This window comes from Rhizobium sp. Nf11,1 (genome assembly GCF_050587665.1).
In the GTDB taxonomy this organism is placed as follows: Bacteria; Pseudomonadota; Alphaproteobacteria; order Rhizobiales; family Rhizobiaceae; genus Rhizobium.
Window position 1 is genome coordinate 104,269 of record NZ_JBOBHU010000005.1, and the last position, 12,513, is coordinate 116,781.

15 protein-coding genes are annotated in these 12,513 nt (G+C 61.1%); 9 read left to right on the forward strand and 6 right to left on the reverse strand.

The window, feature by feature from the left end; translation table 11 throughout:
- Positions 1-33: 33 nt before the first annotated feature.
- Together lepA and tenA are read right to left on the reverse strand one after the other, a co-directional pair.
- On the reverse strand, positions 34-1,866 hold the full coding sequence (lepA, locus tag ACQ7C1_RS09895; RefSeq protein WP_085776615.1) for a translation elongation factor 4: 1,833 nt from the start codon (positions 1,864-1,866) through the stop codon (positions 34-36).
- 77 nt (positions 1,867-1,943) lie between these two features.
- Positions 1,944-2,642: a thiaminase II gene (gene tenA / locus ACQ7C1_RS09900; protein ID WP_430958153.1), complete on the reverse strand. Its 699-nt coding sequence runs from the start codon at positions 2,640-2,642 to the stop codon at positions 1,944-1,946.
- A 138-nt stretch (positions 2,643-2,780) separates the two neighbouring features.
- Between tenA and ACQ7C1_RS09905 the strand changes: the two genes are divergently transcribed.
- Both ACQ7C1_RS09905 and ACQ7C1_RS09910 read left to right on the forward strand, forming a co-directional pair.
- Positions 2,781-3,350 (forward strand): helix-turn-helix domain-containing protein, encoded by a 570-nt coding sequence (locus tag ACQ7C1_RS09905; RefSeq protein ID WP_085776616.1) that lies wholly within the window; start codon positions 2,781-2,783, stop codon positions 3,348-3,350.
- Between the two features lie 24 nt (positions 3,351-3,374).
- Positions 3,375-3,893, forward strand: coding sequence for a GNAT family N-acetyltransferase (locus ACQ7C1_RS09910; protein ID WP_430958154.1), 519 nt, complete (start codon positions 3,375-3,377; stop codon positions 3,891-3,893).
- A gap of 15 nt (positions 3,894-3,908) precedes the next feature.
- Here ACQ7C1_RS09910 and ACQ7C1_RS09915 read toward each other — a convergent pair whose 3' ends face one another.
- On the reverse strand, positions 3,909-4,520 hold the full coding sequence (locus ACQ7C1_RS09915; RefSeq protein ID WP_430958155.1) for an HAD-IA family hydrolase: 612 nt from the start codon (positions 4,518-4,520) through the stop codon (positions 3,909-3,911).
- Positions 4,521-4,654: 134 nt separating this feature from the next.
- Here ACQ7C1_RS09915 and ACQ7C1_RS09920 point away from each other — a divergent pair, with 134 nt between their 5' ends.
- From ACQ7C1_RS09920 to ACQ7C1_RS09930, 3 genes are all read left to right on the forward strand, one after another.
- Positions 4,655-5,680 (forward strand): histone deacetylase family protein, encoded by a 1,026-nt coding sequence (locus ACQ7C1_RS09920; protein ID WP_430958156.1) that lies wholly within the window; start codon positions 4,655-4,657, stop codon positions 5,678-5,680.
- Positions 5,681-5,689: 9 nt separating this feature from the next.
- Positions 5,690-6,241 carry a recombination regulator RecX gene (gene recX, locus ACQ7C1_RS09925; protein ID WP_430958275.1) on the forward strand — a complete coding sequence of 184 codons (552 nt, stop codon included), beginning with the start codon at positions 5,690-5,692 and terminating at the stop codon, positions 6,239-6,241.
- A 98-nt stretch (positions 6,242-6,339) separates the two neighbouring features.
- Complete coding sequence (locus ACQ7C1_RS09930) at positions 6,340-7,233, forward strand: EamA family transporter (RefSeq protein WP_430958157.1); 894 nt, start codon at positions 6,340-6,342, stop codon at positions 7,231-7,233.
- Here ACQ7C1_RS09930 and ACQ7C1_RS09935 read toward each other — a convergent pair whose 3' ends face one another.
- A complete protein-coding gene (locus tag ACQ7C1_RS09935) occupies positions 7,234-7,701 on the reverse strand; it encodes a group III truncated hemoglobin (RefSeq protein WP_097599541.1) in 468 nt (155 codons plus the stop codon).
- A 172-nt stretch (positions 7,702-7,873) separates the two neighbouring features.
- On the opposite strand from ACQ7C1_RS09935, the gene mbfA reads away from it, so the two are divergent.
- The gene (gene mbfA, locus ACQ7C1_RS09940; protein WP_097599540.1) at positions 7,874-8,857 is read left to right on the forward strand and encodes an iron exporter MbfA; all 984 of its coding nucleotides are present in this window, start codon (positions 7,874-7,876) and stop codon (positions 8,855-8,857) included.
- Positions 8,858-9,122: 265 nt separating this feature from the next.
- Here mbfA and ACQ7C1_RS09945 read toward each other — a convergent pair whose 3' ends face one another.
- On the reverse strand, positions 9,123-9,722 hold the full coding sequence (locus tag ACQ7C1_RS09945; RefSeq protein ID WP_097599539.1) for a transglutaminase-like cysteine peptidase: 600 nt from the start codon (positions 9,720-9,722) through the stop codon (positions 9,123-9,125).
- A gap of 165 nt (positions 9,723-9,887) precedes the next feature.
- Positions 9,888-10,712, reverse strand: coding sequence for an alpha/beta hydrolase (locus ACQ7C1_RS09950; protein ID WP_430958158.1), 825 nt, complete (start codon positions 10,710-10,712; stop codon positions 9,888-9,890).
- Between the two features lie 179 nt (positions 10,713-10,891).
- On the opposite strand from ACQ7C1_RS09950, the gene infC reads away from it, so the two are divergent.
- The 3 genes from infC (at position 10,892) to rplT (ending at position 12,444) form a co-directional block, all read left to right on the forward strand.
- On the forward strand, positions 10,892-11,428 hold the full coding sequence (infC, locus tag ACQ7C1_RS09955) for a translation initiation factor IF-3 (RefSeq protein WP_073990355.1): 537 nt from the start codon (positions 10,892-10,894) through the stop codon (positions 11,426-11,428).
- A 368-nt stretch (positions 11,429-11,796) separates the two neighbouring features.
- A complete protein-coding gene (gene rpmI, locus ACQ7C1_RS09960) occupies positions 11,797-12,000 on the forward strand; it encodes a 50S ribosomal protein L35 (protein ID WP_011423646.1) in 204 nt (67 codons plus the stop codon).
- Positions 12,001-12,039: 39 nt separating this feature from the next.
- Complete coding sequence (gene rplT / locus ACQ7C1_RS09965) at positions 12,040-12,444, forward strand: 50S ribosomal protein L20 (protein ID WP_064693455.1); 405 nt, start codon at positions 12,040-12,042, stop codon at positions 12,442-12,444.
- Positions 12,445-12,513 lie beyond the last annotated feature (69 nt).

The following is a 12,513-nucleotide window of genomic DNA, read 5'->3' on the forward strand; positions in this document are numbered from 1 at the left end:
AATCATATGCGCATAAGATATGATTGAGAAGCGTTATTCGTCGCCCATCTTCAGCGCGGCGATGAAGGCTTCTTGCGGAATCTCCACCTTGCCGAACTGGCGCATGCGCTTCTTGCCTTCCTTCTGCTTGTCGAGCAGTTTGCGCTTGCGAGTGGCGTCGCCGCCATAGCACTTGGCCGTCACGTCCTTGCGCAGCGCCGAGATGGTTTCGCGGGCAATCACGTTGCCGCCGATCGCCGCCTGGATTGGGATCTTGAACATGTGCTTCGGAATAAGCTCCTTCAGCCGCTCGCACATGTCGCGGCCGCGCTTTTCAGCTGCCATGCGATGCACAAGCATCGAGAGTGCATCGACCGGCTCGCCATTGACGAGGATCGACATCTTCACGAGGTTGCCTGCACGGTAGCCTTCGAGGTGATAATCGAAGGATGCATAGCCCTTGGAGATCGATTTCAGCCGGTCGTAGAAGTCGAAGACGACTTCGTTCAGCGGCAGTTCATAGGTCACCATCGCCCGGGTGCCGACATAGGTCAGCTCGGTCTGGATGCCGCGGCGGTCCTGGCAGAGTTTCAGGATGCCGCCGAGATAATCGTCCGGCGTCATGATTGTCGCCTTGATCCACGGCTCGCGGATTTCGGCAATCTTGACGACATCGGGCATGTCGGCCGGATTGTGCAGTTCGCGCTCGCTGCCGTCGGTCATCGTCAGCTGATAGACGACGGAAGGCGCTGTTGCGATGAGGTCGAGGTCGAACTCGCGCTCCAGGCGCTCCTGGATGATTTCGAGATGCAGCAGGCCGAGGAAGCCGCAGCGGAAGCCGAAGCCGAGGGCTGCCGACGATTCCATTTCGAAGGAGAAGGACGCGTCGTTGAGGCGAAGCTTGCCCATGGCCGCGCGCAAGTCTTCGAAATCGGCGGCATCGACAGGGAAGAGGCCGCAGAAGACGACCGGCTGCGCCGGCTTGAAGCCCGGCAGGGCTTCCGCCGTCGGGCGCTTGTCTTCGGTGATCGTATCGCCGACGCGTGTATCGGCCACTTCCTTGATCGAGGCGGTGATGAAGCCGATCTCGCCGGGGCCGAGGCTGTCGACATTGACCATCTTCGGCGTCAGCACGCCGACCCGTTCAACCTGGTATTTCGCGTCGGTGCCCATCATGCGGATCGTCTGGCCCTTGGTCAGCACGCCGTCGATGACGCGCACGAGAACCATGACGCCGAGATAGGTGTCGTACCAGCTGTCGACCAGCAGCGCCTTCAGCGGCGCCTTCTCGCCGCCCGGGCTCTTCGGCGCCGGCAGCTTGTGGACGATCGCTTCCAGCACGTCGGGAATGCCGAGGCCGGTCTTGGCCGAAATCAGCACGGCCTCGGAAGCGTCGATGCCGATCACTTCCTCGATCTGTTCCTTGATGCGGTCGGGCTCTGCGGCCGGCAGGTCGATCTTGTTGAGCACGGTCACGAGCTCGTGGTTGTTGTCGATCGCCTGGTAGACATTGGCGAGCGTCTGCGCTTCCACGCCCTGGCTGGCGTCGACGACCAGCAGCGAGCCCTCACAGGCCGACAGCGACCGCGAGACTTCATAGGCGAAATCGACGTGGCCGGGCGTGTCGATCAGGTTGAGAATGTATTTCTCGCCATTGTTTGCCTGATAGTGCAGGCGCACGGTCTGGGCCTTGATGGTGATGCCGCGTTCGCGCTCGATCTCCATATTGTCGAGCACCTGCTCGGACATTTCGCGCTCGGCAAGTCCGCCCGTCGTCTGGATCAGGCGGTCGGCCAGCGTCGATTTGCCGTGGTCGATATGGGCCACGATCGAGAAGTTGCGGATATGGGACAGCGGAGTGGTCGAATTGGTGCTCATGCGCGCCATATAGCAGCGCCGCCCCCTGCCGCAAAGCGGTAATTAATCGGGAGTTTACGCTATTTTGCGGGTCTGCCCGGCGTGCCTCAGACCGGCCAGCTCTCCAGTCGCCAGGCCGAATCCCAGAACATCCATTCATATTGGGAGGCGCGCACGAAAACGTCCATCATTTCGGCGCGCTCCGTCTCCGATGCGGCGCGGGCGGCGATATCGGTCAGTGCGATCACTTCGCGGGCGCCGGCGGCGAATTGCGGATCGCCATAGGTGTTGATCCAGGCCTGATAAACATTGCCTTCGATCGCGGGTCTGCCTTTGATGCCTTCGCCGACATGCATATAGATCCAGAAGCAGGGCAGGATGGCCGAAAGCGCAACAGCATAGGACCTATGATAGGCGGTCGCCAGAAGGAAATTCGTATAGGCGAAGCAGGAAGGCGAGGGCTCTGCGGCCGTCACATCTGAGCTCGAAATGCCGAATTGCGAGAGGAAGCCTGCATGCAGGCCCTGCTCGACGGTGATCGCCTTCTGCGCCGAACCGAGGAAGCGCAGCACCTGCGCATTGTCGGGCGCCTTTGCCGCGACGATGGCGAGGCACCGGGCATAATGCTTCAGATAGATTGCGTCCTGCAGGATGTAGTGACGGAAAACCTCCGGCGGCAGCGTGCCGTCCGAAAGCCGTTCCAGGAGCGGCAATCGCTCGATCTCGGCCATGAGAGGCTTGATCCGGTCCCAGGCGGCGGCCGTGAAGTTTCCTGTGATTTCGATGTTCTGCAAGCTGCCGTCCATGATGTCCTCCTCTCTCCAAGCGCCGCTGCCATATATCGGCGGCACGGCGGTGAAGGCAAGCGCGACGACGCATCAAAAAGACGCTTGATTCCATGATGAGATAAGGTATTTCTCTTATAGTAGAATCTTGGATCGGCGATGGAACAGGAACTCGAACAGGCGATCGGCAGCCGCATTCGCACCTTGCGGCTGGAAAAGGGCCTGACGCTGGATGAGCTTTCCGAGGCGTCTGGCGTCAGCCGCGCGATGATTTCGCGCATAGAGCGGGCGGAGGCGAGCCCGACCGCCTCGCTGCTGGCAAGGGTTTGCGCCGCGCTCGGCCTGTCGCTCTCAGCCTTCTTTGCAGAGGAGGGGCAGCAAGCCTCGCCGCTGGCGCGGCGGCAGGAACAGCAGGTCTGGCGCGATCCGGAAACCGGTTATCTCAGGCGCGCGGTATCGGCGCCCGGCACCGGCTCCGCCGTCGATATCGTCGAAGTCGAATTTCCACCCGGCGCCCGCGTCAGCTTCCCACCGCATGCGGCATCCCATGACATGACGCAGCATGTCTGGCTCTTCGATGGCGAGCTGGAGATGACTGCGGGTGAGACGGTCTACCGGCTGCGTCCAGGCGACTGCCTGTTCATGCCCGTCGGCGAGGGCCATTCCTTCCATAATCCCGGCAATGCCCCGGCGCGCTATTGCGTCGTGCTCGATCGCGGCGGCCGATGAAGACCTTCATTTCAGGAGAAGACCATGCCTGACATTCGCATCCTTTCTGCCGAGGAGGCCCGCGCTGCAATTCCGGCCCTCTCGGAGGTACTGGCCGATTGCGTCACGGACGGCGCTTCCGTCGGCTTCATGCAGCCCTATGGACCGGAAGATGCCGAGCCATATTGGCTGGACGTTGCAGATGCAGTCGCCGCCGGCAGCAGTCTACTGCTGGTCGCCAAACTCGATGGCCGGATCGTCGGCACGGTGCAGGTGGGTGCCGCGCAGATGCCGAACCAGCCGCATCGCGGCGACCTGAAAAAGCTCCTGGTGCATCGCTCCGCTCGCGGCAAGGGTCTCGCACGCCTGTTGATGGAAGCTGCCGAACGCGAAGCGGCCGCTCGCGGTAAAACCCTGCTCGTGCTCGACACGGCAACCGGCAGCGATGCCGAGGCGATCTATCCCCGCCTGGGCTGGCAGCGGGTCGGCGTCATCCCCGATTATGCTCTGTGGCCGGAAGGCGGCTTTTGCGACACCACCTTGTTCTACAAGCGGCTCGCCTGATTGCACCAGTGCCGCTCATGCCCACCTTGCAAACATGGGAAGCGCCCCGGCCAATGTCGTCCCCGCCGTCCATTGCGCCGCGTTCCAGCCAAACTGCCGCGCCGTTTCGACATTCGCCGCGATATCATCGATGAAGGCGATCTCCGCGGCCATGACCCCGGCACGTTCGGTCGCCATTCGGAAGAAGTCGGGCGAAGGCTTGCTGTGTCCGAGTGCTGCCGAATAGATGATGTCGTCGAAGTGGGCGCAAAGGCCCAGCTCTCCCATCAGATAATGCGCCCGCCTGTGCTCCTGGTTGGTCGCCAGGAAGAGAGTGATACCGCTTCGCCTGAGAGCGGCGAGATCCGCCAGCAGATTGCGGTCGAGCCGGGAATCATTTTCGAACCAGTAGTCGATCAGCGCCGCGGCGCTGAGATGGGGCGCGATCTTTGCGAGCACGCCGGCGAGCGTTGGCTCCAGTGCTTCGCGGCCGATGATGATGGCGCCCCAGTGAACCTGGAAAAACTCCTGCTGCAGCAGATCGGGTCGCAGGCCGAGATCGCGCTCGAGATAGGTGAAGTGGGGCAGTCCGTCGGCCGGGCGGCCATGGATGAGCACGCCGTCGACATCGACCATCAGCACTTTCATGCGGCAGTTTCCTTCGGACTCAAAACATCGCGAAGGGTGAAGTCATTCACTTTGGCGATCAAGGGCGCCGCGCCGGCTTTTTTGTCGCGGCCGACCCATGTAAATCTCGAATTCCAATCAAGGACGGATCCGAAATGCGCGTCATCTATTCCGAAGACCATAAGCTGCGTGACGCCAGGACCGAGCTCTATGCCGGCCAGCTGGTGACGCCTTTCGAGGCGCCGTTTCGGGCCGAGTGGATCCTGGCGGCGGTCAAGGAAGCGGGTTTTGCCGATGTCGCAGCGCCGGACACGCATGGGCTGGAAGCGGCCCGAAAGGTGCATGACCCCGCCTATCTCGATTTTCTCGCCACCGTCTGGGATCGCTGGGTGGCGGCCGGTTTCGATGGCGAAGCGATCGCCAATTCCTTCCCGGTCCGCCGCACCAGCCATCGCGTGCCCGACAATATCGTCGGCGCGATCGGCCATTATGCCAATGCCGCCGACACCTCCATCACCAAGGGCTCTTATGAAGCGGCGATCGCCTCCATGCGTTGCGCCATCACCGGAGCGGATTGGCTGAATGCCGGCAACCGGTTCGCCTTTGCGCTTTGCCGTCCGCCCGGCCATCATGCCGGCATCGACCTTTTCGGCGGCTATTGCTTCATCAACAACTCAGGCGTCGCGGCCCAGCGGCTCATCGATCACGGCGCGAAGAAGGTCGCCGTGCTCGATGTCGATTTCCATCACGGCAACGGCACGCAGGACCTCTTCTATCACAGAGGCGATGTCTTCACCGCCTCGCTGCATGGCGATCCGATGTTTGCCTTTCCCTATTTCCTCGGCCATGCCGACGAGGAAGGAGAAGGGCAGGGTACGGGCAGCAACCGCAACTATCCGATGCCGCCGCACACGCCCTGGCAGGTCTGGTCTTCGGCCCTTGCCGATGCGCTCGCCCGCATCAAGGCTTTCGGCGCCGAGGCGATCGTTGTGGCGCTCGGCGTCGATACCTTCGAGCGCGACCCGATCTCCTTTTTCCAGCTGAGGTCGGAAGACTTCATTCGCATGGGAGAGATGATCTCCGCCGCCGGCCTGCCTGTCGTCACCTGCATGGAGGGCGGTTACGGCGTGCCGGAAATTGGCCTCAACGTCGCCAATGTCCTCAAGGGCCTGGAAGCCTGATTGCTTGATATGACCGACGAGATCGTTCCATCCGACATTCCGACGCCTCGCATGCTGAGCTGGGCCCGCAACTCCGCCATCTATCGCTTGGAGCGGCGGATGATGACCGAAAAGCAGCTGTTTGACGCGATTACCCGCAAGGCGAAAGAGAAGTTCGAGGATATCGGTGCGGCGCAACTCAAGGCCCTTGCCGATTTCGCCGTCAGGTTCGCCTATGACAACAAGGCGCTCGATGATGGCGCCTATGCCGAGATCAGCACGCGTTCCCAGCTACGCGGCGGCAAATCGAAGCGCGCCATCGCCCGGAAACCTGCGGCCAAGGGCGTCGCTGGTGATAAGGTGGAGGCCGCCCTTGAGGAGGCTGACGATCTCTATGCTGCTGCGATATTTGCCCGCAAACGCGCCTTCGGCCCCTTCCGCCGCGTCGAGCTTGACGAAAAGCGAAAGGCCAAAGAGCTTTCGGCCTTCGCCCGCAACGGCTTCAGCTTCGACATCGGCAGGAAGGTGTTCGACATGAGTTTGGAGGATGCCGAAGAGGTCATCCTGGCCTGCCGTCTCTGATCGTGCATAAGGCCTTTTACTGGCCGGATCAGAAGTTTGAATTTGTCGCTCGCAGACCGTCTTCGTAAGAACAGCGCACAATCGGCGAGGGGACGGGTATGGAAGAAAGAGCAAATGCCGGCGCGGGCACGCTGACCGCAGAGGCGTCAACAGCATTTGGCGGGGTGGCGACTGGCGGGCTAATGTGTCTCCTATCCATGTCGTCGATCCAGTTCGGCGCCGCACTCTCATCCTCAGCCATCTCAACCTATGGGCCGGCCGGCGCCTCTTGGCTGCGCCTGGCTTTTGCGGCCATCATTCTCGCCCTTGTCGTGCGGCCGCGCGTCTTCAGCTACACAAGGGCGCAATGGACGAGCGCTCTGGTCCTCGGCGCGGCGACAGCGCTGATGACCATGAGCTTCTTCGCGGCGATCGAGCGCATTCCTCTCGGTCTTGCCGTAGCGATCGATTTTCTCGGCCCGCTTTCCGTTGCGACCATCGGCTATGGCCTCAGCCGGCGTCTCCTCTGGCCTCTCATTGCAGCATTTGGCGTTCTGGCGCTTGCTCATGACGGTGAGGGCTGGGTCGGCAATATCGAGGGCATTCTTTTTGCACTCGGCGCCGGAACCGGGTGGGCGATCTATATCGTCCTGACAAAAAGGATCGGCGCGAGCTTCAAGGGGCTGGAGGGGCTTTCCATATCGCTGATGGCCGCCGCTCTTGTCGCGACACCCTTCGGCATCGCCGGCGCCATCCCGAAGCTCGATGCTTACGGCCTTGTTGAAATGGTCGGCCTTGCCGTTCTCGTGCCGCTGCTTCCCTACACGCTGGAGTTGATCGCCTTGCGGCGCATGCCGACGGCATCTTTCGGCATTCTCATGAGCCTCGAGCCGGCCATCGCGGCACTCGCCGGTTTCGTCATTCTGGCCCAGCCGATGACGCTGCTGCAGATGGCCGGAACTGCCTTGGTGGTCGCCGCAAGTGCCGGCGCGACCTTTTCCGCTCGGCAGTGATCAGCCCGCCTTTTTCGCCGGATCGTCGAGAGCGGGATTGTAGAACAGCGACAGCGTCAGGCTTTTGGCAATCCGCTCGGCGGTCGCCATGAACCAGACCTTGGCTTCCGACGAGGGGGCGATCTCGTCAAGCGTTGCGGCGAACAGCGACAGCCACTTCGGAAAAAGATCGGGCGTCAGGTTCTGAACGCCGGTATGCGCCTGCACCGGCTTGCCGCCATAGGCGCCGCTGCGGAAGGCAACGGCCGACCAGAAGCTCTTCATCTTCTCTATATGCTCCGGCCAGCGGCCGGAAAGCCGCGCATCGAATACCGGGCCGAGATCGGGATGTTTCAGCACGCGCCCGTAGAAAGTCTCGACCAGCCTGCCGATAAAGGCCTCGTCGACCCCTATCGTCCGCATCTCGGCCTCCGCCTTTTCGCGGATCGCCGCGACATGGGCAGGGCGGCCCTGAATGTCATTGTTCATCATAAACCCCGGCGCCGCATGATGCGGCGTCTCTCATATAAGTCTTTACCTCAGCGAACCAAAGCCGCTCGTGCGGATTGCGGCAATCTGTCAGCCGGTCCGCCTCGGCCACTTGACCACCATCGCTTCCTTGCCTAGGTTTAGAATTATTCTAAATTTTTTGGAGAAGTTTATGCTGGCGCGTTTTTTCAGGTCGCCGAAACGATCCTTTGATTCGCTCTCCGAGCAGGAGATTCTCGCCCTTGCGATTGCCTCCGAGGAAGATGACGCCCGCATCTATCTCGCCTATGCCGACAAGCTGCGGCCTGAATTTCCGGCTTCGGCCAAGGTCTTTGAAGATATGGCCGAGGTCGAGGATACGCACCGCAAATCGCTGTTCGAAATCCATCGTCAACGTTTCGGCGAGCGCATCCCGCTGATTCGGCGCGAGCATGTGCAGGGCTTTTACGAACGCAAGCCGGACTGGCTGCGAGCCAACCTGTCGCTCGATGCGATGCGGCAGGAGACCGAGGCGATGGAGGAGCAGGCCTATCGATTTTATGTCGAGGCGGCAAAGCGCACCACGGACGCCTCGACGCGTGAGCTGCTCGGCGACCTCGCACTCGCCGAACAGGGGCACGAAGACATCGCCCGCATGCTTGGCGACAAACATACGCCTGAGGATATCAGGCGCGACGAGGACGAGACGGCGCACCGGCAATTCGTGCTGACCTATGTGCAGCCGGGCCTTGCCGGCTTGATGGACGGCTCGGTTTCGACGCTGGCGCCGATCTTTGCCGCAGCCTTCGCTACCCAGGATACATGGCAGACCTTCCTCGTCGGTCTTTCCGCCTCCGTCGGCGCCGGCATCTCAATGGGCTTCACCGAAGCCGCCCATGACGACGGGAAAATCTCCGGCCGGGGCTCGCCGGTCAAGCGTGGCCTTGCCTGCGGCATCATGACGGCGCTCGGCGGCCTCGGCCATGCGCTGCCCTATCTGATCCCGCATTTCTGGACGGCAACGATCACCGCCGCCATCATCGTCTTCTTCGAGCTCTGGGCAATCGCCTTCATCCAGAACCGCTACATGGAAACCCCCTTCCTGCGCGCCGCCTTCCAGGTCGTGCTCGGCGGCGGCCTGGTACTCGCCGCCGGTATTTTGATTGGGAATGGGTGAGGAGCGGTCGGCGAAGCCGAGCAATCGATCCAGTGAATCGATTGCAGCGACGAACGCCCTGAGCCAAAGCGAAGGGCCGGGAGACGGTGCGGCATATCAACACCTCATCTCCGGCGGCACGCAGACGATCAGCCCTCAATGAGGTGCACAGCACGGACCTCGAAGGACGAGGACTGCGAAAGCTAACGACGACGCGTCTCCAATCTCCAAAAAGCAAAAGGCCGGCTTACGCCGGCCCTTTCCCCCGCATCCCCCTTGCAAATTCTTAGCGAAGAGCGCCGACCAGAAGGTCGCGGCCGTTCTCGATGGTGACCCAACGGCCGGCATTGTAGCTCGACTGGCGCTTGACGAAGGTGTAGGGCGTCGCAAACCAGGGCTTCACGTCGGCTGCGAGATTGTCGAGCACGAAGTCGCCGTCGGCTGCGCGCAGCGTCAGGACGGCATGGCCTTCACCGTCAGGCTTGCGCACGACGGTCATCAGCAGGTCGGCGGCCGAAAAGCCGCGCTGGATCAGCATGCGGCGCTTCAAGAGCGCGAAATCCTCGCAGTCGCCGGCGGTCGTCGGATAGGCCCAGACCTCGTCCTTGCCGTAGATTTCCTTGTCGGTCATCGGTTTGATCGTGCTGTTGACCGTAGCGTTGACCGAGCGGACGAGCGACCACTTCGCAGGCGTCATCTCGACCGGACCCGCATTGCGGTTCGCGCCGCACTCACTGCTGTGGGTCTGACAGAAATCATAATGGCCGATCGGCTGAGAGGTGGCGTTGCCTGTTACCATGGAAGCATTTCTGCTTGGAGCTGGGATGGCGGCAGTCGCCATCGCAAACACGGCCGTCATGGCCACAAAGATACCCTTGAATCGCACGCCCGCCCTTTCCTCGATCGCCCCTTAAATTATTAACAAATTGTTAATGGAGAGGGCCGAGAAGAGTCAATCGTTACTTCTTGGGAGAGCGTTGCGACGCGCCAACATGGTTAAAATGCAACGGGTTGGCGGCTTGCGTTAGGGGAATTTCTCGGTCGGTGCTGTTCAAATGGGCATCTGCATATTTGTTGATGAACGAATGATGCCTTTGACGGCGCTGAGCAGAAGGCCGATATCGCCCGGGCGGGAAAGGCGGTGGTCGCCATCGCGGATGAAGGTCAGCACCACGTCGTCGGCGGGAAGGTGCTCCAGAAGCTTCATTGCGTGCGCATGCGGCACGTCGGGATCTTTCATGCCCTGAAGGATATGCACCGGGCAGCCCGTCTCGATCATGCCGTCGAGCACCCGGTTCTTGCGCCCGTCCTCGATCAGTGCCTGCGTATAGATGTTCGGTTCGGGGCTGTAGTGCGAGCGCTCTTCGAAATAGCCGCGCTCCGCCAGCGACTTGCGCTCCTTGGCCTTAAGGTTCGGCTCGATCAGTTCCGACGTGAAATCGGGCGCCGGCGCGATCAGCACCATACCGGCGAGCTTCGGACCACCCTGTCGGACGAGTTCCTGCGCCAGCCGGAGCGCGATCCAGGCTCCCATCGAGGAACCGACGAGAATGATCCTGTCCGGCGCAAGATGACGAATGACGGCAAGCGCTTCCTCCAGCCAGCGCGAGATCGTGCCGTCGCGGAAGCTGCCGCCGGAAAGACCGTGGCCTGAATAGTCGAAGCGGATGCAGGCGGCCCCGAGTTCGCCCGCCAGCCCGTCGAGCTCCAGGGCTTTGGTGCCGCTCATGTCCGAACGGTAGCCGGATAGCCAAACGAGAGACGGGACGGTATTGCCGGCTTGGGCGGGGCGGACGAGCATGGCGATTTCACGCGCCGCCTCGCCTTCACCGACCGTCATGAACTGGGGTTGGGTATTGGCCATCGGATCGGACATCGGCGAAACTCCTGTTGTTTTGGCCTATAAAACAGATTCTTGGCAGGCTGACAGCGGGTGATTTTTCCGCTATAGGGTGATATTGACTCCGTTGCAGCGATAACGAGATAGGTTTGCGCCCCTGATGATCCGGAGCGCGCGGCTGCAACGTTCCGAAACAACGCGAGGAGAATACGACCATTCGCAGACCTTTTAAGACCGATGCGCCCGTGAAGGACGGACCGCGCTCGAATCGTGAAATCCGCATTCCCAAAGTTCAGCTGATCGCGGCTGACGGACAGAATATGGGCGTCGTGCCCACCGACCAGGCCTTGAGAATGGCGGAAGAAGCCGGCCTCGATCTTGTCGAAATTTCCCCAAATGCCGAACCGCCGGTGTGTAAGATCCTCGATCTGGGCAAGCTGAAATATGCCAACCAGAAGAAGGCTGCCGAGGCGCGCAAGAAGCAGAAGATCGTCGAAGTCAAAGAAATCAAGATGCGCCCGAACATCGACACCCATGATTATGAGGTGAAGATGAAGGCGATGGGCCGCTTCTTCGACGAAGGCGACAAGGTCAAGGTGACGCTGAAATTCCGCGGCCGTGAAATGGCTCACCAGGAACTCGGCATGAAGCTTCTGCAGCAGGTCAAGGCGGATACGACCGAGATCGCCAAGGTGGAAGCCGAGCCCAAGCTCGAAGGCCGCCAGATGATGATGGTGCTGGCGCCGAAGTAAGCGCCAGTCACTTTTTGCCCAAGGCCGTCCGCAAGGGCGGCTTTTGTGCGTTCGGCCACCCTATCTTCGGCCCCTTTGTTTTATGCATGTCGTTATCTCGGAACCGCCGCACACTTCCGCGCGACATGCATAGCCGAAGATTCCTCCGCGGCCCCGTTGCACTTTCGTGACGCTGCGGTTATAAGCGCGCGTCCGAACTGACCGGCAGGGCATGCCGTGGCAGTTTCGAATGCTTGCGGAACGGTTCGTCGCCGATGCCGCAGATCAACAACAAACGCTCCCGCACCTTGTTGCGACGGCCGGAGAACCGGACTTCGCGAGGAGGGCTTTTTGATGAAGCGCGCAGGGAGGACAGAAGGAGTAGCAAAATGCCCAAGATGAAGACGAAGTCCGCTGCCAAGAAGCGGTTCAAGATCACCGCATCCGGCAAGGTCAAGGCGGCTGCCGCTGGCAAGCGCCATGGCATGATCAAGCGCACGAACAAGTTCATTCGCGATGCACGCGGCACGATGGTTCTCGCAGAACCCGATGGCCGCAAGGTCGTGAAGAACTATCTGCCGAACGGTCTCTGAGACTATTCCGGTAACGCGTTAGATTAAGGAGATCATGAAATGGCACGTGTAAAAAGAGGCGTCGCGGCCCACGCCAAGCATAAGAAGGTTCTGAAGCAGGCGAAGGGCTTCTACGGCCGCCGCAAGAACACAATCCGTACCGCCAAGGCTGCCGTCGATCGCGCCAAGCAGTACGCCTATCGCGACCGCAAGGTCAACAAGCGCAACTTCCGCGCCCTCTGGATTCAGCGTATCAACGCTGCCGTCCGCGAATTCGGCCTGACATATGGCCGCTTCATCGACGGCCTGAACAAGGCCGGCATCGAAGTCGACCGTAAGGTTCTCTCCGACATGGCGATCCACGAGCCGGAAGCATTCGGCGCCCTGGTTGCTGCCGCTAAGAAGGCCCTTGAATATCTCAAGGAAACGGGCACGGCGAACGAGTTTGAAGGCGCGGTTCGGTAACCAGCGCTTCCCAGGCTCTATGCTCTATTGAATTTTGGGAAACCCGCGCTGGTTTGGGCTGGCGCGGGT

What these genes read in the sequence shown, in the direction of transcription:
- lepA (WP_085776615.1), bottom strand. Translation starts at nt 1,866, where the DNA reads ATGGCGCGCATGAGCACCAATTCGACCACTCCGCTGTCCCATATCCGC.
- tenA (WP_430958153.1), bottom strand. Translation starts at nt 2,642, where the DNA reads ATGGACGGCAGCTTGCAGAACATCGAAATCACAGGAAACTTCACGGCC.
- ACQ7C1_RS09905 (WP_085776616.1), top strand. Translation starts at nt 2,781, where the DNA reads ATGGAACAGGAACTCGAACAGGCGATCGGCAGCCGCATTCGCACCTTG.
- ACQ7C1_RS09910 (WP_430958154.1), top strand. Translation starts at nt 3,375, where the DNA reads ATGCCTGACATTCGCATCCTTTCTGCCGAGGAGGCCCGCGCTGCAATT.
- ACQ7C1_RS09915 (WP_430958155.1), bottom strand. Translation starts at nt 4,520, where the DNA reads ATGAAAGTGCTGATGGTCGATGTCGACGGCGTGCTCATCCATGGCCGC.
- ACQ7C1_RS09920 (WP_430958156.1), top strand. Translation starts at nt 4,655, where the DNA reads ATGCGCGTCATCTATTCCGAAGACCATAAGCTGCGTGACGCCAGGACC.
- recX (WP_430958275.1), top strand. Translation starts at nt 5,690, where the DNA reads ATGACCGACGAGATCGTTCCATCCGACATTCCGACGCCTCGCATGCTG.
- ACQ7C1_RS09930 (WP_430958157.1), top strand. Translation starts at nt 6,340, where the DNA reads ATGGAAGAAAGAGCAAATGCCGGCGCGGGCACGCTGACCGCAGAGGCG.
- ACQ7C1_RS09935 (WP_097599541.1), bottom strand. Translation starts at nt 7,701, where the DNA reads ATGAACAATGACATTCAGGGCCGCCCTGCCCATGTCGCGGCGATCCGC.
- mbfA (WP_097599540.1), top strand. Translation starts at nt 7,874, where the DNA reads ATGCTGGCGCGTTTTTTCAGGTCGCCGAAACGATCCTTTGATTCGCTC.
- ACQ7C1_RS09950 (WP_430958158.1), bottom strand. Translation starts at nt 10,712, where the DNA reads ATGTCCGATCCGATGGCCAATACCCAACCCCAGTTCATGACGGTCGGT.
- rpmI (WP_011423646.1), top strand. Translation starts at nt 11,797, where the DNA reads ATGCCCAAGATGAAGACGAAGTCCGCTGCCAAGAAGCGGTTCAAGATC.
- rplT (WP_064693455.1), top strand. Translation starts at nt 12,040, where the DNA reads ATGGCACGTGTAAAAAGAGGCGTCGCGGCCCACGCCAAGCATAAGAAG.